Here is a 21,307-nt window from a genome sequence, read left to right on the forward strand (position 1 = left end):
GAGCGGGCTTGTTAGCGATTGGAGCAACGCGGTCCAACTTTAAACCGCGTCGCCTGCATCGCGGGTAAGCCCGCTCCCACAGTTCTACAACTGACGCCCTGCCTTGCTACTGCACAGCCTCAGTCGTTGCTTGGCTTGTTGATAGCCTGCAAAACATATTGCGGCAAGGCGAAAGCACCGATATGAACTTCCGGATTGTAGTAGCGGGTCACGATACCGCTACCGGCAAAACGTTGACGCAGGGTCTCAAGCGGCAACTTGCGATAGCTCGCATCAGTCGAACCCCAGGCGAAGGTCATGGAGCCGCCGATATAGGTAGGCACGGCAGCCTGGTAGAAATGCCAGTCAGCAAACAGGCTGCGCATGCGCCCGGCGGTGGTCTGCACTTCCTGCAACTGCATAAATGGCGTGCCGTTCTGGGTGACCAGTACACCCCCTTCATTCAGGCAGCGATGGCAAGCCTGGTAGAAGTTCTCGGAGAACAGCACTTCGCCCGGCCCGATCGGGTCGGTGGAATCCGAGATGATCACGTCGAATTTTTCTTCGGTAGTGGCGACAAAACGCATGCCGTCGTCGATCACCAGATTCAGGCGTGGATCGTCGTACGCACCCTTGGAGTGGTTGGGCAGGAACTCTTTGCACATGTCCACCACGGTGCCGTCGATCTCGACCATGGTGATGTGCTCAATGCCAATGTGCTTGGAGACTTCGCGCAACATGCCGCCATCACCACCGCCAATGATCAGCACGCGCTTGACTGCACCGTGGGCCAGGATCGGCACATGGGTAAGCATTTCGTGGTAGATGAATTCGTCCGCTTCGGTGGTCTGGATCACGCCGTCCAGAGCCATTACGCGGCCCATGACCGGGTTTTCGAAGATCACCAGATGCTGGTGATCGGTTCGCACTTCATGGAGCAGCTTGTCCATGCGAAAGCGTTGGCCATAGCCTTCGTAAAGGGTTTCGAGATAGTGGTTGTCAAGCGATTCGGCCATGGGTAGTCCCCTTGAATGCTGGTGGCAACGGACGGTCACCCGCCCATGATCGACAGCCGAACCTCATACCGCTATCGCGACACGGGTCCAACTGCCCAAGAAAGGCGCGCATTCTACGTCGAGGAACATGACAGGTCGAACCTTGACGCCGACAATCTAAGCGGGCAACCACGATTTACCGTCGCTGCCCGCTGGCAAGCAGCTCAAATACGCACATTGCCCCGCGGCCCGGCGATGGCCCAAATCACCAGCCCCAGTACCGGCAGGAACAGAATCAGCAGCACCCAAAGCACTTTCGCGCCCGTCCCGGCGCCGCTTTTGATTACGTTGATGATGGCCCAGATATCCAGGGCCAGAATAATCAGACCGATCAGACCATTAAACGTTGAACCCATGATGACGCTCCCGAGTGAGTACTTGTGCTCATAGGATAGTCACCCGCGGCCAGGGTTCCGTTTTTTATTGCAGCAGCCAGGGTTTCAGACGTGGACGGCAACCTTGAGGGCTTCCAGCGATGGCGCAGCGGCGATGCCGACTTCGGCACACAGTTCCAGCACGCGCGGCACGTCATTGCCGTAAACCAGCACCACCTGGATTTCGTCGTCCAGCGGCTGGCTCAGGTTGACCAGCACATAACCGCCCTGCTCCGGGCTCATGCTGCCCATCTGGATCTGGATGCGGTTGAGCGCGGTCAGCGCTTCGGTCTTGGCCAATTGCTTTGGCTTGATATTGAACGCTACATCAGGACCGAAAGAGGCGACGATCTGGGCAAACAGGTCCATCCAGGTATCGGCCTGGAACAACACCGTTTCCGGCAAGCTGCCCACCACAACCCATTCACCCAGCGGGATCGGGAAGCTGTCGTCGTAGTTGATGTCCGGGTTGGCAAGCAGAAATGCTGCCTGATCGGCGTAGGCTTGAGCCGCCTCGTCCGCGATGGAGGCGATTTCGTCGTCGCCCATGCACCCAGAGCTGATTTTGCTGATGAGTTCAACGAGAGTGGTTTTCATGGGCGAGGCCTGTCACAAGGAAAATTAAGGGCGCGCAGGATATATCAATTGCGCCCTTCAAGGGGCGATCAGCCCAACAGCTTCTCAAGTTGCGCCACGGTTTCGGCTGCGCCCATGGTCCTGGCGGCATCCAGGGCGGTGATGCCATTGGCGTCCTTGGCTTTTGGATCGGCGCCCTTGCTGATCAGGTAATCGATGATTTCCCCACGATTGAACATGGCGGCCATCATCAGCGCTGTACGGCCATCAAATGATGCGCCTTCAACTTGTGCGCCACCTTCAACCAGGGTCTTGACCATTTCCAGGTCGCCCTTGAAGGCAGCACCTGCAATCGGGCTCTGGCCATTGTCATTGCGGATCTCGGGGTCGGCATTGTGCTCAAGCAGCACCTTCACCGCTTCAACGTGGCCGTGATAGCTGGCCAGCATCAACAGGGTATCGCCCTTGTGGTTGCGCAAATTGGCCGGCAAGCCCTTGCTCAGCAAGGCTGCCAGCATTGCAGCATCACCATCCCGTGCCTTGTTGAACACCTGCTCGGCAAAGTCGGCGGCCTCTTCCGGGGTCATCTGGCGGCTCTGGTCTGCTGGCTTGTTCTCTGACATGTAAGGTTCCACCCTGGCTACAAAAAAAACCTAGTTTCCTGAGACGCAGACACGGTGTCACCCCTTTTTTGCTCAATGCACCCATAGGAACAATCAATCAGCTGTCTGAGCCTGATACCGACTGGGCAAAATGCAGGATGCACGATGGCCACTCATGCAAAATGCACGATAAATGCTTTTTGCATAAATTATAAGCTGTTGATTTATATGGATTTTTTAAAAAAAGAATAGTGGCACAATCACTGCAATCTCTACTCCATACAAGCATTCAAGCGCTAATGGAGCTGAACATATGAGCCTGATCCAGGAAAAATTCGCATCGTTGTTCTCCAACCACACTGTCACCGTTAAACCCCGCCCGGATGGCGGCGTGCTGCTGACATTGTGTGACAACGAAGGCAAACAGACCCAGCGCACACTTTCTTACACCCAACTGCATACCGCCGAGGAACTGACCTGGGCCATCAGCGCGATTCGTCGTGACCTGGCAGGCACTGCCAGTGAATTGCCGACCATTTCGCTGCTGCAAAGCCAGCATCGTTTTGCCCTGCCGACCTATCACACCCGCTAAATCCAAGGGTAGTGCAAAGCAGTCCGCGATAGAGAACGGCATGACTGTGGGAGCGAGCAGGCTCACTCCCACAGCAGTGTTGTTTAAATTGCGGCAGGGTCAATCTCGGCAAAACTGCTCACGGTTTTATGTCCCGCCAGTTCCCCACCCTCACGGGCCAGGCCGCAGGTCAGCATGCCGGCCGCCTGTGCAGCATCGAGTTCTTCAACGATATCCGACAAAAACAGGATCTTCCCGGCCGGGCAGCCTATGGCCTCGGTAATGTGGCGATAGGATTGCGCCTCACGCTTGGGCCCGGAGGTGGTGTCAAAGTAGCCACTGAACAGTGGCGTCAGGTCACCCGCCTCGGAACAGCCAAAAATCAGCTTTTGCGCCTGTATCGAACCTGACGAGTAGACATACAGGTCATACCCCTTGGCATGCCACTCGCGCAGCGCTTCGACCGCGTCCGGGTAAACATGGCCCTTAAGCTCACCCGCGGCGTATCCCTGCTTCCAGATCATCCCTTGCAAGGCCTTGAGTGGTGTGGCCTTGCGGTCTTCGGCCAGCCATTGCTGGAGGATCTCGATGACCCGTTCGACATCGGCCTCAGGCTCGCCGCTATCCAGGCGTACTGCGCCCAGCTGCATGGCCACTTCAGGGTCTTCGGCATGCTCGCGCACAAACCCGGGCAGATGTTTGGCCGCATACGGAAACAACACGTCAAATACGAAGCTGACAGCGCTGGTGGTGCCTTCGATATCGGTCAGGATGGCTTTGATCGGCATGGGAGATCCTTAGTCTTCGAGGCGCGGGAAGCGTTCAGCGATGTCTTCGCCGGTAAAGTTGGCAACCCAGCCTTCCGGGTTGTTGAACAGGCGGATGGCGACAAAATGCGGATGCTCACCCATGTCGAACCAGTGCGGCGTGCCTGCGGGTACAGAAATTAGATCGTTCTTTTCGCACAACACCGCATACACATAGTCGCCAATATGTAGCGTAAACAAGCCACGACCGGCGACGAAAAAACGCACTTCATCTTCGCCATGGCGGTGCTCGTCGAGGAATTTGGCGCGCAATTCGGCTTTTTGCGGGTGATCGCTGTTGAGACTGATCACGTCCACGGTGACATAACCACCCTCGCTCATCAGCCGGTCAATCTGCACGCGATAGGCGTTGATCACTTCATCCTGACTGGCCCCCGGCTGGATCTGCGTGGCGGCCTGCCAGCGGTCAAAGCGCACGCCCTGCTCGGCCAGTGTTGAAGCGATATCATCAAAATGGGTGAGCACCTTGTTGGGGAGTTCCGGGCTCGATACGTGATAAACGGACAAACTGCTCATGGGGCGTGGTTCCTCGGCTTCGGCGCGCATTCGGCTTTTACAGGCCGTTCAGGCAGACCGTTCAAATCAGGGTGTGAGCTTCTTCACGGTGAAGTCAGCGTTAACGATTGAGTATTGCGCGAGCTTTCAGTTCGCATTCAAACAAAAACTCGAAGGCTTCGATCTGGCGCAAGGCGTCGCTCATGCGCGCGCCCCACGTGTAAAGGCCATGCCCGCGAATCAGATAGCCCACACAGTCCGGGTGGGCTTCAAGCCATGGCTGAACCTTGGCCGCCAGCCGCGCGATGTCTTGATCATTGTCAAAAATCGGCACCAGCACACTGGACTCATGGGTCGAGACGCCACTGAAAGCCTTTTGCAGTTCGTAGTCTTCAAATTCAATGCTGTCGCCCGGCGTCAGGCGCGACAGCACCGTGGCATTGACCGAATGGGTGTGCAGCACCGCGCCAATTTCGGGGCGCCAGCTGTACAACTGGGTATGCAGCAGGGTTTCAGCGGAGGGTTTCTTGCCTGGTTCCAGGCTGTTGCCTGCCAGGTCAGTGGCAAGCACATCATCAGGTCCCAGCTGGCCCTTGTGCTTGCCCGACACCGTCAGCAGCGCCTGGCTGGCCGACAGCCGGGTGGAATAGTTGCTGCTGGTAGCCGGTGACCAGCCACGCGCATATAAAAAGCGCCCGGCTTCAATGATTTCCAGGCTCAGGTGTTCACGGGTAAGGCTCATGGCCTGTCCTCTTGCAGTCGGGTGGCAATGATAACGGCTGCAGCCAGCGCTGCGACGCTCGCCATACTAAAGGTGAAAGCGGGGCCCAGGGTGTTCCAGCTGTAACCGGAGTACAGCGCCCCCACGGCGCCACCGATACCGGCCAGCGTGGCGTACAGGGCCTGGCCCTGGCCTTGCTGGCCGGGACCGAAACTGCGTTGCACAAAGGTCATGGCCGAGGCATGAAAACTGCCAAAGGTGGCGGCGTGCAGCAGCTGCGCCAACAGCAACACCCACAGGTGCTCGGCAAAAGACCCCAGCAACAGCCAGCGCAAGGCAGCGAGGATAAAACTGAACATCAGCACCCGGCGCACAGAAAATTTCAGCAGGATACGGCGCATGGCCAAAAACATCAGCACTTCGGCCACCACTCCCAGGGCCCAGAGCAAGCCGATCACACCACGGCTATAGCCGAGGTGTTCCAGATGCAGAGTCAGAAATGTGTAGTACGGGCCGTGGCTCATTTGCATCAGCGCCACACAGGCATAGAACGCCAGCACGCCCGGGCTGAACAGTTGCTTCAAGAACCCGCCTTCCACCTGCTTGCGGCCCAGGCTGGAGGGCTGCGCATTGGGCACCCACAGGCTGCACAGCACAATGCCAGCCATGATCACGAGCAGCGCCACCGGGTAGATATCCAGGCTCAGCCATTCGAGCAGGCGGCCCAGGATCACCACGGTAAGGATAAAACCGATCGAGCCCCACAAACGAATCTGACTGTAACGCTCAGGCTGCTCACGCAAGTGGGCAAAGGTAATGACTTCAAACTGCGGCAACACCGCATGCCAGAAGAACGCATGCAGCGCCATCACCAGCGCCAGCCAGGCATAGCTCTGGCTGACAAAGATCAGGGCAAAACTGCACAAGGTGCAGAGCGCACCCAGACGCACGATCAGCAGACGCTGACCGCTGTAGTCCCCCAGCCAGCCCCACAGGTTGGGCGCAACGCAGCGCATCAGCATCGGGATGGCCACCAGTTCGCCAATACGCGCACTGGAAAACCCCAGGTGATTGAAGTACAACGCCAGAAACGGCGCTGTGGCACCCAGCAAGGCGAAATAGAAAAGATAGAAGCCTGACAGACGCCAGTAAGGAAGTGTCGCCACGGCCGTCAGACCGTGACGCTCAACAATCCTTGCATTACAACTGGCCCAGTACGGGCGTGCTGACGCGTACGTCGGCGTTCTGGCCGCGATGACGCAACAGGTGATCCATCAGCACAATGGCCATCATGGCTTCGGCAATCGGCGTGGCACGGATACCCACGCACGGGTCATGACGACCCTTGGTAATCACGTCCACCGGATTGCCATGCACGTCGATCGAGCGGCCCGGGGTGGTGATGCTCGAGGTTGGCTTGAGCGCCAGGTGGGCAACGATCGGCTGGCCAGACGAAATACCACCCAGGATGCCGCCGGCGTTGTTGCTCAGGAAACCTTCAGGGGTCATCTCGTCGCGATGCTCGGTGCCGCGCTGGGCAACACTGGCAAAACCGGCGCCGATTTCAATACCTTTTACGGCATTAATGCTCATCAGCGCATGGGCCAACTCGGCATCCAGACGGTCGAAAATCGGCTCGCCCAACCCCGGGATCACGCCTTCGGCGACCACGGTGATTTTGGCGCCAACCGAGTCCTGGTCACGGCGCAGTTGATCCATGTAGGCCTCAAGCTCCGGCACTTTGTCCGGGTCAGGGCTGAAAAAGGCGTTTTGTTCAACCGAGTCCCAGGTCTTGAACGGGATTTCAATCGGGCCCAGCTGGCTCATATAACCGCGAATCACGATGCCTTGGGTGGCCAGGTACTTTTTCGCGATGGCACCGGCGGCCACACGCATGGCCGTTTCACGCGCCGAACTGCGCCCGCCGCCGCGGTAATCGCGCTCGCCGTACTTGTGGTGATAGGTGTAATCAGCGTGGGCCGGGCGGAACAGATCCTTGATCGCCGAGTAATCCTTGGACTTCTGGTCAGTGTTACGGATCAGCAGGCCAATGGCGCAGCCGGTGGTGCGGCCTTCAAACACCCCGGAGAGGATTTCAACTTCGTCGGCCTCCTGACGCTGGGTGGTGTGGCGGCTGGTGCCGGGCTTGCGTCGATCCAGGTCACGTTGCAAATCTTCAAGGGACAGCTCCAGCCCTGGCGGGCAGCCATCAACAATGGCGACCAACGCCGGACCATGGCTTTCGCCAGCGGTGGTGACAGTGAACAGCTTGCCGTAGGTATTGCCGGACATGCAGGGCGCTCCGCGAAAATCAGCCGATAAAGTTCAGCCCGGGATCAGTTCAAGTCTTGTTGCAACACAACAGATGTTGAACAGATCCCAGATAACCAAAAGCGCCAGTATACGCAGGCTACCTCTGTAGTTCATCCTCGAACCTTACTCATCCGGGTTTGTCCAACCGGCACACTAGACAATGATGGCGCTATGATGCTGCGAATACTTATATTAGCACTGACCCTGTTTGGCTTTGGCACCCAGGCCCTGGCGGCCCCGCCCTCCAATGTCTTGCTGCGGCCCATTGAGCTCGATACCGGCTCCGGCACGTTGTATGGCTCGCTGGTTTTGCCCAAGAGCGACAAGCCCGTACCCGTGGTGCTGATTATTGCCGGTTCCGGCCCGACTGACCGCGACGGCAACAACCCTATCGGCGGGCGCAATGACGCCCTGAAAAAACTGGCCTGGCGCCTGGCCCAGAGCAATATTGCCAGCGTCCGCTTCGACAAGCGCGGCATCGCCCAGAGCCAGCCTGCCGGGCCTGACGAGCAAAAGCTCAACTTCGATCAGTATGTGTCCGACGCCGTGGCCTGGGGCGAGAAACTCAAAAGCGACCCGCGCTTTGGCAAGGTGTTTGTGCTCGGGCACAGTGAAGGCGCAATGATCGCTAGCCTGGCAGCCCCACAAATCGGTGCTGCCGGCGTGGTTTCGATTGCCGGTACAGGGCGCCCGGTGGGCGTGCTGTTGCGCGAGCAACTGCAACGCAATCACCTTCCGCCTGCCCTGCTCAAACGCAGTTTTGAGCTGATCAGCAGCCTGGAAGCCGGCAAGACCGACGACAAGGTGCCCAAGGATCTGCAAGTGATCTTCCGCCCCAGCGTGCAGCCGTACATGATCAGCCTGCTGCGCCATGACCCGGCTGCCGCTTTCGCCGCACTGAAAATGCCGGCCATGATCATTCAGGGCACCCACGACATTCAGGTAGAGGTCAAGGATGCCCGCCTGCTCAAGGCCGCCAAGCCCGATGCCGTACTGACACTGATCAATGGCATGAACCACGTGATGCGCATCGTGCCAATGGACATGAAGCGCCAGGTGCAGTCCTATAACGACCCCAATCAGCGTCTGGCAGGCGAACTGGGCGACCGAACTGTGCGCTTTATCACGAAAGTCAATGCGGGCCAGCCCTACAGTACTGCGCACAACGGCCGATAAACCGGTGTCGGCCGTCTTTGCTTGGCTGACATCCAGCACAGGATCGAGCCGTTATGAGCGACACCCCAACACAACCCGCCGGGCCCGAGGCACCGGAAGTGCCCGAGGCCCCGCCGCTGCCTTGGGCCGATGTGCAGCCCGAGCATTTGCGCATGCTGCGCCTCGCCCCCCTGCCCACTGACCGCAACACCGGGGCACGGCCGTTACGCTTTGTGCAGTTTGGCCACGCCACACGCCACAGCAAAGACCTCAGCCTGCTGCGCATGACCATCACCCTGCCGGGCCAGCGCGTGCGCAGCGAACAGAACCAGCTTGACCTGTGGGTCGACCATAGCACCCACCGCGTGCGTTTCAGCCCTGAGCGCGGTTTGCAAGTTGAACCGGCGAACCGCGGGATCGGCCGTTTTCTGCTGGCTCAGGCCGCGTTGTGGGCGCAGAAAAAATGGTCGCACTACCGCGTTGACGGCACCGACCTGGCCAGCCGGGACGCCCTGAATGAAGACAGCCGCCTGCGCCGCGATCATGTTTTGCGGGTGCAGGGCTTTGATGTGGTGTATGCCGACGCCCAGTTTCTCAAGGCACGGATCGAAGACGTGCAAGTGGGCGAGTTGCTGGACAGCTGGAATGGCGAAAAGCTTCAGTTCCTCGACATTCTTGAGACTGCGCAAATGCTCCAGCAAGCCGAACAGAACTTGCAGGAACAAGAGGTAAAACTGCGGGAAAAAGAAGAAAAACTCGGCAGGTACCAGCGCGAAGAAATGGGCCTGCGCTTTACCATCACCTGCCTGGTAGCCTTTTCGGTGTTCCAGGCAGGGTTGTTGATCTGGATTGCGACGCACCGCTGATGGTACCCACCCGCTGCACAGGGTCACTATGGGTTACGGATAGCCAAGACCTGTTCCCCTGGGGTAGCGCAACGCCCCCGGCTGGCTGCCATCGGCCAGGGCAAAAATATCAACCGGCAAACGCCCCACGGGGACGCTCCGCCCCAGCATGACATCCACAGCAGCCGGCAAGGCTGGCCCCAGCAGACCTCGGTCATACCCCCTGGACGAGTAGGTCGCCAATGTGGCGCCGGCGATATCGTCAAATTCCACCACATCGTAGGGCGAGTTCATCGTCAGATGAATAGCCAGCTTGCCGCGGGACGTGGCGTATTCCATGGCACAGCGCAGCCATTGCAAACTGCTCTGCACGGTTGCTCCTGACAACAACTGATCGGCATGCGCATTTCGCACGACAGCACTGACACCGATTGAAGAGGTACCGAGAATCACCGTTTCTGCGGCGTTGATCGCCCGCTTTATCTCAACCCAGCCAACGCCTCTCAGCGCCTTGCCTGTCAACAGGAGCGCAGGATAGCCGGCCTCCTCGAACCTGCGGCGCAAGGCTTCGGCCTGCTCATTCCTCGGGGTCAGGATCAAGATCCGCGCGCACTGGTTCTTCAGAGGCAACGCGGCGCACTGATTACGAATCAATGTAATGGATTGCGCGGTAATACGTTGCTCGAGCGCACGATGTGCCGGGCTGCCAATTATATTCAACTCAGGTCGAGGCCTGGCGCCCTGCTCGGCGGTAATCCCGTTGCGCAACTTCATTCGCACAATCCGCAATACCGACTGATCCAGTTCCTGTCGATCAATATCGCCCGCCTCGACAGCCGCTACCACCTGATCAACCAACCCGGACAGGAGCCCGGCCTGGCGAGCGGTACGAAATTCAATGGGCATCAGGGCGATATCCACATCCGCCTGAAAAGCCTTTATCACGGCGTCGGCCTGACCGAAAAAACCGGCAATGGCCTTCATATCCATCGCATCCGTGATGCTCACGCCCTGAAAGCCAAGCTCACCCCGTAGAATATTGTGCTGAATTTTCCGCGACATGGTCGCAGGTGCAATAATCGGTTCACCGGTGCGCGTCTGAACCAGGGTGCTATCGAGCGCAGGATATTGAATATGGGCGGTCATGACCATTTCTGGCGCTTCACCCGCTTCAATGGCCAAACGATAGGGCGCCAGATCAATTGCCCAGGCATCTTCACGGGACTTGTTCACCACCGGCAGCCCGATATGCGAGTCCGTTTCCGTATCCCCATGCCCCGGGAAATGCTTGTACGCCGCGATCACGCCCTGTGCAGCCATACCTTGCATCATGCGTCGGGCCAACAGGCTGACCGTGCGTACATCATCACCAAAAGCGCGCACATTGATGACGGGGTTGAACGGGTTGCTGTTGACGTCCACCACCGGGGCAAAATTCAAGTTAAACCCCAGAGCCGCAATCTCGGCGGCCAACACCACACCCTGGTCATAAGCCATCCGCTCGTCACCACCGCCGTGCCAGGCCGCAGCCAATGCCATGTTGCCCGGGAAAACCGTGGCCGCCCTGCGCGGCAGGCGAAACACTGCCCCCCCCTCCTCGTCCACCCCCAGCAACAGGCCGAGTTCACCCGCGACCGGGGGCACAGCGCGCAGATCATCCAGAAGGGTTCTGCCCTGCTCAAGCGAACTCAAATTGTTACCAAACAAAATCACCCCGCCAATGGCGTTGTTACGCAGGGCATCGCCCATGGCGGAATTGAACCGGGTGGTACTCAGGGTGCACGCTGGCTGGTCGTCAGGACACCAATAACGAAAGGCCACGAGCAACTTCTGCCCGATTTTTTCGCGCAGGGTCAAGCCCTCAAGGAGGCATCGGGCGCGCGTGTCGAGATCAGTGTCGCTGGGAGCCAAAGGAAACCGGGACGCTTGTGTCATGCTTTGATCCTCGTATACAAACCAATACGGGCATCAAGCAGGCAGCCACTTCAGGGAGATGCGTGCCAAAACCGCTTCGCTTGATGCCCAGCCGTTGTCGAATGTATCGAGTTGCGGACGAACAAAAAGCGAAGAGGTATTGCAGCGTTTGTAATGCTCTTGCCTGATCAGATTCGAGAAGCAAACAGCCCCTGATGGGCACGGCACTGTTCGGCGGTCAACATGAATACACCGTGCCCCCCGCGCTCAAAATCAAGCCAGGCGAAGTCGACTTCCGGGTACAGCGACTCAACGTGTATCTGGCTGTTGCCTACCTCAACGATCAGCAAGCCTTTTTCGGTCAGATGATCAGCCGCTTCGGCCAGCATCCGGCGTACCAGGTTCAGGCCGTCGTCACCGCAGGCCAGCCCCAATTCCGGCTCGTGCTGATACTCGGCCGGCATGTCGGCGAAATCTTCGGCATCCACATACGGCGGGTTGGACACAATCAGGTCGAAACGCTGCCCCGGCAAGCCATCAAAGCCGTCGCCCTGCACGGTGTAAACCCGTGCGTCGACACCGTGGCGCTCGATGTTCTGGTTGGCCACTTCAAGGGCCTCAAAGGACAGGTCAGCCAGTACCACTTCGGCGTTCTGGAACTCGTAGGCACAGGCGATGCCGATACAGCCCGAACCGGTACACAGGTCAAGAATGCGTGCAGGTTCAGCACCCAGCCACGGTTCAAAACGCTTTTCAATCAGCTCACCGATCGGCGAGCGCGGGATCAGCACGCGCTCATCGACGATAAACGACATGCCGCAGAACCAGGCCTCACCCAACAGATAGGCCGTGGGCACGCGCTCTTCGATACGGCGCTTGAGCAGATGTTGCAGGTTCACCAGCTCATCGTCTTCAAGGCGGCAGTCGAGATAACTATCGGCAATTTCCCACGGCAGGTTCAGCGCACCCAACACCAATTGACGGGCTTCGTCCCAGGCATTGTCGGTACCATGACCAAAGAACAACTCTTCCCCATGAAAGTGGCTAACGGCCCAGCGAATATGGTCGCGCAGAGTGCGCAGGCGGGAAGTGATCAATGGTCTTACTCCTCAAAATCGATTGGCGATTCTAACAGCCAAACTCCGACGCGCCAAAGGTGGCCGGACGACTACACGTGACGGCGTTTCAAAAAGTAAGACCGTGTACAATAAAAAACTGAAATCGCTCCATTTTGTACATTTTATGGCTACAACATATTTGCTTGACATCGCTACAGGCCAGCAACCACAAGGCCTGCACGACTAGTCATTCACATAAACGCTCCGCCAGTGGAGAATGTCGCAAAAGCCCCATTCAAAGGAGCCCCCGAATGCCCGCTTTAAAGACGATGTTTCAACTCACAGGACGTGGCTATGCCGCAGCCAATCTGAGCAACGCCAGCCTGCTGATCATCGATGCGCAAAATGAGTACTTGAGCGGGCCATTGGCCCTTTCCGGCATGGACGCGGCCACCGCCAACATTGCCCGTCTGCTTGAAGCTGCCCGCAAGGCAAAGCGCCCGGTCATCCATATCCGTCACCTGGGCACCGTTGGCGGTATGTTCGACCCTCAGGGCGAGCGTGGCGCCTTCATCAAGGGCCTGGAACCACAGGGTGATGAGCAGATTATCGAGAAGCGCATGCCCAACGCATTCAACGACACCGGGCTGCAAAAGGCCCTGGATAACCTCGGCTCGCTGGATGTGATCGTCTGCGGCTTCATGAGCCACTCCAGCGTCAGCACTACCGTGCGTGCGGCCAAGGACTACGGCTTGCGCTGCACCCTGGTGGAAGACGCCTGCGCCACCCGCGACCTACCGACCGCGGACGGCATTATCAGCGCCGAGCAAGTGCAAAAAGCCGAAATGGCCATCATGAACGACAACTTTGCCACCCTGACGTTGACCCAAAACCTGATTTGATCTGAACCGGACGTTGACGGGCGGCCCCTGCAACCGCCCATCCCGGACCAGCTCCAGCCTGCGGGCGCTTTCCTATTTCACTACACTCAGGAACAACCTGACGAAGTCCCTGTCGAAGGGCCGATACCCTTTAAGGAAAGATCGGAATGAAGATCTCCGATGGTTTTGATGCTCGGCGTTTGCGCCCCAAGGCTCATCGCGACTGGCGCTCGCGCCTGGTACTGATGTTTGCAGCGCTGCTGGCACTGCTTGGCATGCTGTTGCTGTTGGCGGGTGCCGCCAGCCTGATTGGCCATCCAACGGCACTGGGCGAGCTCAATGCCAGCCCCGCAGGTGCAACACTGGTGTTGGTGTCCGGCCTGTTGGTGTGCTGGCTGGGGGTATGGATGTGGCGTCGACGCCGGCGCCTGATGCGCAAGCCATTTGGCCTGAACATGGCCCCGCACCTGATGAAAAAACACGACTGACGCATATCCGCCGCCCGATTGTCGTCGACTTGGGTAAACTGGCAGCCCTTCGCGGAGGCTGACATGCAAGACGACGATTTTTCCCTGTTCAAAAACGAGATTCGCGGTGTCAAACCGATCAAGCATGATCGTGCCGACACCGGCAAACCCAAGGCTGACCGTGCGCAGCTGGCCAAGTTGCGCCAGAACGCCATTGTGCGCACCAACGCGACCATCATCGACGGCCTGTCAGACCAGTTTGTGATTGATGTTGGCCCCGAGGACCAGCTGAGCTGGGCCCGTGACGGCGTGCAGGAAAGCCAGATGCGCAAGCTCAAGCTGGGGCAGATCGCCTTTGAAGGCAGCCTTGACCTGCACGGCATGACCGTTGAAAAGGCCCGCGAAACCCTTTGGGAATTCCTCGGTGAAGCCGTGCGCCTTGAAGTACGTTGCGTGCGCGTTACCCACGGCAAGGCCGTGCGTCTGGACGGCAAGCGCCCGATGATCAAAAGCCACGTCAATACCTGGCTGCGCCAGCACTCACAGGTACTGGGCTTCTGCTCCTGCCAGGCCAGGCATGGCGGAGCCGGCGCGGTCTATGTGATGCTCAAGCGCACCATGATGGAGGGGCGTGACGAGTAACAGCGTGTCATCACGCTTGCAGCGTCGTGTCAGCCCCCGTACCCTTACTCTTTGCGAAAAAACCCACAGGTAGATTAATGTCCCTGGAACAAAACTACACCGCGATCCTCGGTCAACTCGGCGAAGACGTTTCCCGTGAAGGCCTGCTGGATACGCCAAAGCGTGCCGCCAAGGCCATGCAGTACCTTTGCCGCGGCTATGAACAAACCCTGGAAGAAGTCACCAACGGTGCCTTGTTCAGCTCAGACAACAGCGAAATGGTGCTGGTCAAGGACATCGAGTTGTACTCGCTGTGCGAACACCACCTGCTGCCGTTTATCGGCAAGGCCCATGTTGCCTACATTCCGAGCGGCAAAGTGCTGGGCCTGTCGAAAGTGGCGCGTATTGTCGATATGTATGCCCGTCGCCTGCAGATCCAGGAAAATCTCAGTCGCCAGATCGCCGACGCCGTGATGCAAGTCACCGGCGCCCTGGGCGTGGCCGTTGTGATCGAGGCCAAGCACATGTGCATGATGATGCGCGGTGTCGAGAAGCAGAACTCGTCGATGATCACTTCGGTGATGCTGGGTGAGTTCCGCGAAAACGCCGCCACGCGCAGCGAGTTTCTCAGCCTGATCAAGTAACTGCGGCACAGAAAAAACCGGCGTTTATCGCCGGTTTTTTTTCGCCTGCACAATTTCAGGTAAGCTGCGTCCCTTCTTAATTTGCCCATGAGGCTTTTACTGTGTTTATCAAAGCGCTTCGCGTAGGCCTGGGTCAGCTCATCATCGCTGGCGATTTCGTGACACGTCCAAGCAAAAAGCAGCGCCCTGCCGCCGCTCAGGCGCAGGTCGACCAGGCTGCCAAGGGCCTGACCCTGTTTCAGTTCCACGCCTGCCCTTTCTGTGTAAAAACGCGCCGCACCCTGCGCCGCCTGAATGTGCCAGTGGCCCTGCGTGACGCGAAGAACAACGAGCAGGATCGCCAGACCCTGCTGGAGCAAGGGGGCAAGATCAAAGTGCCTTGCCTGCGCATCGAAGAAGGCGGCAAAACCACCTGGATGTATGAGTCCAAGGTGATCATTGACTACCTGAACCAGCGCTTTGCCAACGTTTAAGGCCATCCCCCGGTCTACCCTCTCTGTGGGAGCGAGCCTGCTCGCGAACGACCTTCGCGAGCAGGCTCGCTCCCACAGTTGAAGTTTCCTTCAGACCTCGTCAGCGGCTACAGAATGTGCGCACAAAAAAAACCGGCACTTGGCCGGTTTTTTTAAAGGGGCGATTTGCTCAATCGAGCATTCCCACATGCCGCGGATGGCTGGCCACCCGCGCCAGCCAGGCCTGAATACCCGGGTAGCCGCTCAGGTCAAACCCGCCCTGATGGGCCACATGGGTATAGGCATACAGCGTCACGTCGGCGATCGAGTATTGCTCACCCACCAGATACGGCGTGCGCGTGAGCTGTTGCTCCATCACGTCCAGCGCCTTGTAGCCACGCTTTTGCAGCTTGCGGTATTCCTCAAGGCGCTCTTCGGGTAGCCCCAGGTAAAACTGGATAAAGCGCGCCACCGCAATATAAGGCTCATGACTGTACTGCTCGAAAAACTGCCATTGCAGCACTTGCGTGCGCAAACGCGGTTCGGTCGGCAAAAACTCGCTGCCGTCGGCCAGGTAGTTGAGAATCGCGTTGGACTCCCACAGGCACGTACCGTCTTCCAGCTCCAGCACCGGCACTTTGCCGTTGGGGTTTTTCGCCAGAAACTCCGGGGTCTCGGTTTCACCCTTGAGAATGTCCACGGCAAACCACTGATACTCAAGCCCCAGCAAATGCAGCATCAGCTTGATCTTGTAGCAGTTGCCCGAGTTGTAATCGCCATAAACCTTGAGCATTGCGCCTCCTTCAGGCCGCCTGGGCAGCCTGGGCCTGACGAATCACGTTGGCCAGACGCTTGAGGCCCTCATGCAGACGTGCCGGATCGATGTGGCTGAAGTTCAGGCGCAGGCTGCCCACGTTCTGGTCCGGGTTGGCGAAGAACGGCTCGCCAGGCATAAAGGCCACGTTCTGTTCCAGCGCAGGCTTGAGCAAAGTGCGGGTATCGAACGGTTGCTTGAGGGTCAGCCAGAAGAACAAACCGCCCTGTGGCACATGCCAGTCAGCCAGATCCGAGAAATGCTCTTCCAGCGCCAGCTGAAAACCGTCACGGCGCACGCGGTAGAAATCACGCAGCTCGGCCAGGTGATTACTCATTTTCTCGGTGCCGATCCACTGCAAGGCTTGCCACTGGCCAACGCGGTTGGTGTGCAGGTCAGCCGATTGCTTGAGGCGCAGCAAGTGCGGGTACAGGTCGGGGCTGGCAATCAGGAAGCCAACACGCAGGCCCGGCAACAGGGTCTTGGACACCGTGCCGGTATAGATCCAGCTGGCTTTTTTCAGGCGGCTGACGATCGGTGTGGCGCTGCCACCGTCGAAGTTCAGCTCGCGGTAAGGCTCGTCTTCGATCAGGGTCACGCCGAACTCGTCGAGCAAGGCAGCAACCGCGTCGCGCTTGGTTTCGCTGTAACGCACAGCAGACGGATTCTGGAACGTCGGGATCAGGTAGATGAACGCCGGGCTGTGTTTTTCCAGCTGCACGCGCAACGCAGCCAGATCAGGGCCATCAGCTTGCAGCGGGAACGTCAGGCATTCGGCGCCGAACAATTGGAAGATTTGCAGCGCCGCCAGGTAGGTCGGTGCTTCGAGCATGATTTCGGTGCCCTTGTCGATATACAGCTTGGCTGCCAGATCCAGCGCCTGCTGCGAACCGCTCAACACCATCACCTGGCTGGCATCGCAATCAACCCCCAGTGCGCGAGCCTCTGCAGCCAGTACTTCACGCAGTGCCGGCTCACCTTCGCTCATGCCGTACTGACCCATCGAGGCAGGCATATCGGTCCAGTCGACCTTGGGCAGCATGGCCTCGGCCGGTAGCCCGCCAGCGAAAGACATGACTTCCGGACGTTGGGCCGCAGCCAGAATTTCACGAATCAAGGAGCTTTTCAGGCGGGAAACACGTTCGGAGAAGGCCATACAGATCACCGGTAGCGGAAGTAATTGGAAATAAGTCAAACTGTTTGACCGAAACTACGCCGCGAACCCTAGATACGTCAATATGCTTGACCTTAAAAATCCGACCACTCAGCGCGCCGCCATGGAAGCCTTCTTCTTTGGCTATCAAGCATTTACCGCCAAAGCGGATGAAATGCTGGCACGTCGTGGGCTGAGTCGGGTGCATCAGCGTATTGTTTTTTTTATCGCCCACCACCCCGGTGTCAGCGTCAAGGAACTGCTGACCTTACTGGGCGTGAGCAAGCAGGCCCTGAATACGCCATTACGCCAGTTGATCGAGATGGCCCTGGTGCGCAGCGTCGCGCCCGAGACCGACAAGCGCAAACGCCTGCTGGAACTGACTGCCGACGGTGTGGCCTTCGAAAAGAGCCTGCGCCGCGAACAGGTCAAGCTGCTGCAAAGGGTATTTGCTCAGGCAGGTGAAGACGCGGTGAATGGCTGGCTGGCGGTCAATCATGCCCTGGGACAAAGCCGCCAGCTCTAGAGCAGGGTTCCTGTGGAAGGTGGCTTGTTCTGTGAGCGGGCTTGCCCGCGATGCAGGCGCCGCAGTACTCCAGTTGTACCGCAGCGATCCAATCGCGAGCAAACTCGCTCCCACAGAAAACAGACACCCACCCATCACTTTCTGATCACAATCTGAAAAACATTATTTGCTTTTTTTGTATACAAAAGCATAATTCACTTCGCCTGCGTTTCTGACCCGAAAGTCAGAAAAACATCTCCCGCCACACCCAGTGCCCTTAAAAATAATAAAAGCCTGAGGAAATCACCGTGGACAGCCAAAAGTCAGAAATACCCGTTGTCGAACTTGCCACGCCCGCCGCCCGCAGCTGGCTGGAACGCCTGTTCAAACTGTCACTGCATGGCACCACGGTCAAAACCGAGCTGATTGCCGGGCTGACCACCTTCATCACCATGGCCTACATCATCTTCGTCAACCCCAACATCATGGCCGATGCTGGGATCGATCATGGTGCAGCCTTCGTCGCCACCTGCATTGCCGCCGCTCTCGGCAGCCTGTTGATGGGGCTTTACGCCAACTGGCCAGTAGGCCTGGCGCCAGGTATGGGACTGAATGCGTTTTTTACTTACACCGTGGTCGGAACCATGGGTTACAGCTGGGAAACAGCATTGGGTGCCGTGTTTGTCTCCGGTGTGCTGTTCCTGATTCTGACCCTGTCGCGGGTGCGTGAATGGCTGCTCAACAGCATTCCCGTCAGCTTGCGGTACGCGATGGGTGCCGGGGTGGGGTTGTTCCTGGGGATTATCGGCCTGAAAACCTCGGGCATTATCGTCGACAGCCCGGCCACCCTGATCAAGCTCGGTTCATTGCGCGATCCTGCCCCGCTGCTGGCAGCGGTGTGCTTTTTGATGATTGCGATTCTGAGCTATCACCGCGTCTTCGGCGCCATCCTGATCAGCATTATCGCCGTGACCCTCGCCGGCTGGGGCCTGGACCTGGTGCATTACAACGGCATCATGTCGGCACCGCCAAGCCTTGCACCGACCTGGATGGCCATGGACCTCAAGGGCGTTTTCAACATCAGCATGATCAGCGTGGTGCTGGCCTTTCTGTTTGTACACATGTTCGATACGGCCGGCACCCTGATGGGCGTGGCCCAGCGTGCCGGGCTGGTGAAGGCCGATGGCAGGATCGAAAACCTGTCCCGGGCCCTCAAGGCCGACAGCGCCTCCAGCGTGTTCGGTGCCGTGGTCGGCGTGCCACCCGTGACCAGCTACGTGGAAAGCGCCGCAGGCGTTGCGGCAGGCGGGCGTACCGGGCTTACTGCCGTCACCGTGGGCGTGTTGTTTGTGGCCGCCATGTTCTTTGCCCCTCTGGCTGGCATGATCCCCGCTTACGCCACGGCAGGCGCTCTGATTTATGTGGCCATGCTGATGATGGGCGGCATGCAGCACATCAACTGGGACGAACCCACTGACTGCATCCCGGCCATAGTGACCGTGATCATGATGCCTTTGACCTTCTCGGTCGCCGACGGGATAGCCCTGGGCTTTATCAGCTTTGTCGCACTCAAGGCAGGCACCGGCAAATACCGGGAAATTTCCGTCAGCCTGTGGGTGCTCTGCGCTATTTTCATCGCCAAGTTTATTTTCCTGTAAACCGGGCGGTATCAATCGGCCCCGCAATGACGCGGGGCCTTTGTTGTTTGGGAGGAAGTGATGAGTCTGGAAACCTGGCTGCTGTTCAGCAGCGCGGCATTGGTGGTAATCCTGATTCCAGGGCCGCTGTCGTTATTGATGATCAGCAACAGTTTGAACTACGGCTTGCGCCGTTCGTACCCGGCTTTTCTGGGAGGTGTATTTGCCTCGATCTGCCTGCTCAGCGCTTCGGCACTGGGTTTGGGCGCCTTGCTGCTGGCCTCGGAAAAACTCTTCAGCGCCCTGAAGATCGTGGGCGCGCTGTACCTGTTTTACCTGGCCTGGCAAAGCTGGAAACAATCGCGTCAGCCGGCCACCGTCACCAATGTGCCCGAAGCCGCACCAATACCGCGCTTTAGCGCCCTGTTTGGGCGCGCGTTCGTGCTGGGGGCCAGCAATCCTAAGGACATTCTGTTCTTTGCTGCCTTTTTGCCGCAGTTTCTCAACCCCGATCTACCGTTCCTCAACCAGTTACTGGTGATGATCGCCACCTGGACCGTGCTCGACCTGCTGTGCAAGCTGGCCTACGGCCTGGGTGCCCACGGTGCCGCGGGGTACCTGCGCAGCGGCAAGGGCCAGAGCTGGTTCAACCGGGTCAGTGCCGGGCTGTTCAGCGTGGCAGGCACGGCGTCGTTGTTGAGCCGCTGATTGCACACAAGCCCGTAGCAGCTGCCGAAGGAACGAGGCTGCGTTCGATTGCGAAGCAATCGTAAGACCTGAGTTCGCGATTTATCTGATGGACAGCGGATTCAGGTTCTACGACGGCTACGCCGCCGAACGCAGCCTCGTTGCTTCGGCAGCTGCTACGGACATGGCATTTAGACAGGCAAAAAAAAGCCCGCAGTGTGAGCGGGCAAATAACCACATGCGCAGATCGAAAACGATTAGCTACCGCGATAGGTCGAGTAGCTGTACGGCGAAATCAGTAGCGGTACATGGTAGTGATCCTGCTCGGCGCTGATCCCGAAACGCAGTACCACCACATCCAGAAACGCCGGCTCCGGCAATTTCACACCCCGTGCGCGGTAGTAATCACCGGCACTGAACTGCACCTGGTAAACCCCGGAACGGTAAGCCTCCCCCTCCAGCAACGGCGCGTCGCAACGGCCATCGCTGTTGGTCAGGGCTGTAGCGACCAACTCCAGCCCCGAACCTTCAACCCGATACAGCTCGACCTTGATCGAGCTGCCCGGGCAGCCGTGTGCGGCATCCAAAACGTGCGTAGTCAAACGTCCCATTGATTGTGCGACCTCCCGAGTCGTGAAAAAAACGGCTGCCGCCCTCTTTTGGCGCACCAAAAGGCTCGGCGAAGAAACGATTAAGACATTTATCAAAAAAATTGTACACAATTAAAAATGACAATCTGCGCATCCCCCGAAGCTACGGGGCCTGCACGGCATTAATCGTCAAAGCCGCAGTCCTTAGAGACCTTTCGCCCATAAACTGACCAATCAGGCAGGTTTCTTGCAAGTACTCTTTCTGTACAAATCGTGGTAGAAATAGCAAAAATCAGGGTTACAAATAAAATGTAAAGTTGTATACAATCAGCTCATCGCAGTGACGCCAGGTCTGGCCAATCGACTGTTAC

The 21,307-nt window shown here is 58.2% G+C and carries 25 protein-coding genes; 11 read left to right on the forward strand and 14 right to left on the reverse strand.

The features are described 5' to 3' along the window. Positions 1–119: 119 nt before the first annotated feature. From speE to V6L81_RS18145, 4 genes are all read right to left on the reverse strand, one after another. Positions 120–995, reverse strand: a complete 876-nt coding sequence (gene speE / locus V6L81_RS18130) for a polyamine aminopropyltransferase (protein ID WP_095002033.1) — start codon at positions 993–995, stop codon at positions 120–122. Positions 996–1,198: 203 nt separating this feature from the next. Further along, on the reverse strand, positions 1,199–1,390 hold the full coding sequence (locus V6L81_RS18135; RefSeq protein ID WP_016781476.1) for a PLDc N-terminal domain-containing protein: 192 nt from the start codon (positions 1,388–1,390) through the stop codon (positions 1,199–1,201). An 84-nt stretch (positions 1,391–1,474) separates the two neighbouring features. Further along, entirely contained in the window at positions 1,475–2,005 is a 531-nt protein-coding gene (locus V6L81_RS18140) for a hypothetical protein (protein ID WP_095019565.1), read from the reverse strand. A gap of 68 nt (positions 2,006–2,073) precedes the next feature. Continuing rightward, positions 2,074–2,607 (reverse strand): ankyrin repeat domain-containing protein, encoded by a 534-nt coding sequence (locus tag V6L81_RS18145; RefSeq protein WP_095002035.1) that lies wholly within the window; start codon positions 2,605–2,607, stop codon positions 2,074–2,076. Between the two features lie 292 nt (positions 2,608–2,899). Between V6L81_RS18145 and V6L81_RS18150 the strand changes: the two genes are divergently transcribed. After that, entirely contained in the window at positions 2,900–3,178 is a 279-nt protein-coding gene (locus V6L81_RS18150) for a DUF3509 domain-containing protein (RefSeq protein ID WP_095002036.1), read from the forward strand. Between the two features lie 83 nt (positions 3,179–3,261). Here the strand turns inward: V6L81_RS18150 and mtnC are convergent, their stop codons facing one another. The 5 genes from mtnC to aroC form a co-directional block, all read right to left on the reverse strand. Further along, entirely contained in the window at positions 3,262–3,945 is a 684-nt protein-coding gene (mtnC, locus tag V6L81_RS18155; RefSeq protein ID WP_095021345.1) for an acireductone synthase, read from the reverse strand. 9 nt (positions 3,946–3,954) lie between these two features. Further along, positions 3,955–4,500 carry an acireductone dioxygenase gene (locus V6L81_RS18160; protein ID WP_095002038.1) on the reverse strand — a complete coding sequence of 182 codons (546 nt, stop codon included), beginning with the start codon at positions 4,498–4,500 and terminating at the stop codon, positions 3,955–3,957. 100 nt (positions 4,501–4,600) lie between these two features. Further along, positions 4,601–5,221, reverse strand: coding sequence for a methylthioribulose 1-phosphate dehydratase (locus V6L81_RS18165; RefSeq protein ID WP_095019566.1), 621 nt, complete (start codon positions 5,219–5,221; stop codon positions 4,601–4,603). Further along, entirely contained in the window at positions 5,218–6,366 is a 1,149-nt protein-coding gene (locus tag V6L81_RS18170; RefSeq protein ID WP_338660235.1) for an MFS transporter, read from the reverse strand. The genes V6L81_RS18165 and V6L81_RS18170 overlap by 4 nt, the downstream gene beginning before the upstream one ends. A 34-nt stretch (positions 6,367–6,400) precedes the next feature. After that, positions 6,401–7,492, reverse strand: a complete 1,092-nt coding sequence (gene aroC / locus V6L81_RS18175) for a chorismate synthase (RefSeq protein ID WP_095019567.1) — start codon at positions 7,490–7,492, stop codon at positions 6,401–6,403. A 192-nt stretch (positions 7,493–7,684) separates the two neighbouring features. On the opposite strand from aroC, the gene V6L81_RS18180 reads away from it, so the two are divergent. Both V6L81_RS18180 and V6L81_RS18185 read left to right on the forward strand, forming a co-directional pair. Beyond that, the gene (locus V6L81_RS18180) at positions 7,685–8,689 is read left to right on the forward strand and encodes an alpha/beta hydrolase (RefSeq protein WP_240882308.1); all 1,005 of its coding nucleotides are present in this window, start codon (positions 7,685–7,687) and stop codon (positions 8,687–8,689) included. 53 nt (positions 8,690–8,742) lie between these two features. Next, a complete protein-coding gene (locus V6L81_RS18185) occupies positions 8,743–9,534 on the forward strand; it encodes a hypothetical protein (protein WP_095021343.1) in 792 nt (263 codons plus the stop codon). 33 nt (positions 9,535–9,567) lie between these two features. On the opposite strand, the gene V6L81_RS18190 is transcribed toward V6L81_RS18185, so the two are convergent. Both V6L81_RS18190 and prmB read right to left on the reverse strand, forming a co-directional pair. Further along, positions 9,568–11,448, reverse strand: a complete 1,881-nt coding sequence (locus tag V6L81_RS18190; RefSeq protein ID WP_338660236.1) for a glycoside hydrolase family 3 protein — start codon at positions 11,446–11,448, stop codon at positions 9,568–9,570. A 167-nt stretch (positions 11,449–11,615) separates the two neighbouring features. Beyond that, positions 11,616–12,524 carry a 50S ribosomal protein L3 N(5)-glutamine methyltransferase gene (gene prmB / locus V6L81_RS18195; RefSeq protein ID WP_338660237.1) on the reverse strand — a complete coding sequence of 303 codons (909 nt, stop codon included), beginning with the start codon at positions 12,522–12,524 and terminating at the stop codon, positions 11,616–11,618. Positions 12,525–12,796: 272 nt separating this feature from the next. Between prmB and V6L81_RS18200 the strand changes: the two genes are divergently transcribed. The 5 genes from V6L81_RS18200 (at position 12,797) to V6L81_RS18220 (ending at position 15,571) form a co-directional block, all read left to right on the forward strand. Beyond that, a complete protein-coding gene (locus tag V6L81_RS18200) occupies positions 12,797–13,387 on the forward strand; it encodes a cysteine hydrolase family protein (RefSeq protein WP_338660238.1) in 591 nt (196 codons plus the stop codon). Positions 13,388–13,533: 146 nt separating this feature from the next. Further along, positions 13,534–13,854, forward strand: coding sequence for a hypothetical protein (locus V6L81_RS18205; RefSeq protein WP_095002046.1), 321 nt, complete (start codon positions 13,534–13,536; stop codon positions 13,852–13,854). Between the two features lie 63 nt (positions 13,855–13,917). Next, positions 13,918–14,475 (forward strand): Smr/MutS family protein, encoded by a 558-nt coding sequence (locus tag V6L81_RS18210; protein WP_095002047.1) that lies wholly within the window; start codon positions 13,918–13,920, stop codon positions 14,473–14,475. 77 nt (positions 14,476–14,552) lie between these two features. Continuing rightward, positions 14,553–15,098, forward strand: coding sequence for a GTP cyclohydrolase I FolE (gene folE, locus V6L81_RS18215; protein WP_003442011.1), 546 nt, complete (start codon positions 14,553–14,555; stop codon positions 15,096–15,098). A 101-nt stretch (positions 15,099–15,199) separates the two neighbouring features. Then, positions 15,200–15,571: a glutathione S-transferase N-terminal domain-containing protein gene (locus V6L81_RS18220; RefSeq protein WP_095002048.1), complete on the forward strand. Its 372-nt coding sequence runs from the start codon at positions 15,200–15,202 to the stop codon at positions 15,569–15,571. Positions 15,572–15,740: 169 nt separating this feature from the next. Here V6L81_RS18220 and V6L81_RS18225 read toward each other — a convergent pair whose 3' ends face one another. Both V6L81_RS18225 and V6L81_RS18230 read right to left on the reverse strand, forming a co-directional pair. Then, on the reverse strand, positions 15,741–16,343 hold the full coding sequence (locus tag V6L81_RS18225) for a glutathione S-transferase family protein (protein ID WP_095002049.1): 603 nt from the start codon (positions 16,341–16,343) through the stop codon (positions 15,741–15,743). Between the two features lie 10 nt (positions 16,344–16,353). Next, complete coding sequence (locus tag V6L81_RS18230; RefSeq protein ID WP_095019571.1) at positions 16,354–17,520, reverse strand: PLP-dependent aminotransferase family protein; 1,167 nt, start codon at positions 17,518–17,520, stop codon at positions 16,354–16,356. An 82-nt stretch (positions 17,521–17,602) separates the two neighbouring features. Between V6L81_RS18230 and V6L81_RS18235 the strand changes: the two genes are divergently transcribed. The 3 genes from V6L81_RS18235 to V6L81_RS18245 all read left to right on the forward strand — a co-directional run bounded on the left by V6L81_RS18235 (position 17,603) and on the right by V6L81_RS18245 (position 20,367). Further along, positions 17,603–18,043: a MarR family winged helix-turn-helix transcriptional regulator gene (locus tag V6L81_RS18235; RefSeq protein WP_095002051.1), complete on the forward strand. Its 441-nt coding sequence runs from the start codon at positions 17,603–17,605 to the stop codon at positions 18,041–18,043. Positions 18,044–18,330: 287 nt separating this feature from the next. Further along, positions 18,331–19,680, forward strand: coding sequence for an NCS2 family permease (locus V6L81_RS18240; RefSeq protein WP_095019572.1), 1,350 nt, complete (start codon positions 18,331–18,333; stop codon positions 19,678–19,680). A gap of 60 nt (positions 19,681–19,740) precedes the next feature. Then, complete coding sequence (locus V6L81_RS18245) at positions 19,741–20,367, forward strand: LysE family translocator (RefSeq protein ID WP_095019573.1); 627 nt, start codon at positions 19,741–19,743, stop codon at positions 20,365–20,367. A gap of 236 nt (positions 20,368–20,603) precedes the next feature. On the opposite strand, the gene uraH is transcribed toward V6L81_RS18245, so the two are convergent. Continuing rightward, entirely contained in the window at positions 20,604–20,957 is a 354-nt protein-coding gene (gene uraH / locus V6L81_RS18250; protein WP_095002054.1) for a hydroxyisourate hydrolase, read from the reverse strand. Positions 20,958–21,307: the final 350 nt, after the last annotated feature.

It is taken from the genome of Pseudomonas bubulae (genome assembly GCF_037023725.1).
GTDB classification, from domain to species: domain Bacteria; phylum Pseudomonadota; class Gammaproteobacteria; order Pseudomonadales; family Pseudomonadaceae; genus Aquipseudomonas; species Aquipseudomonas bubulae.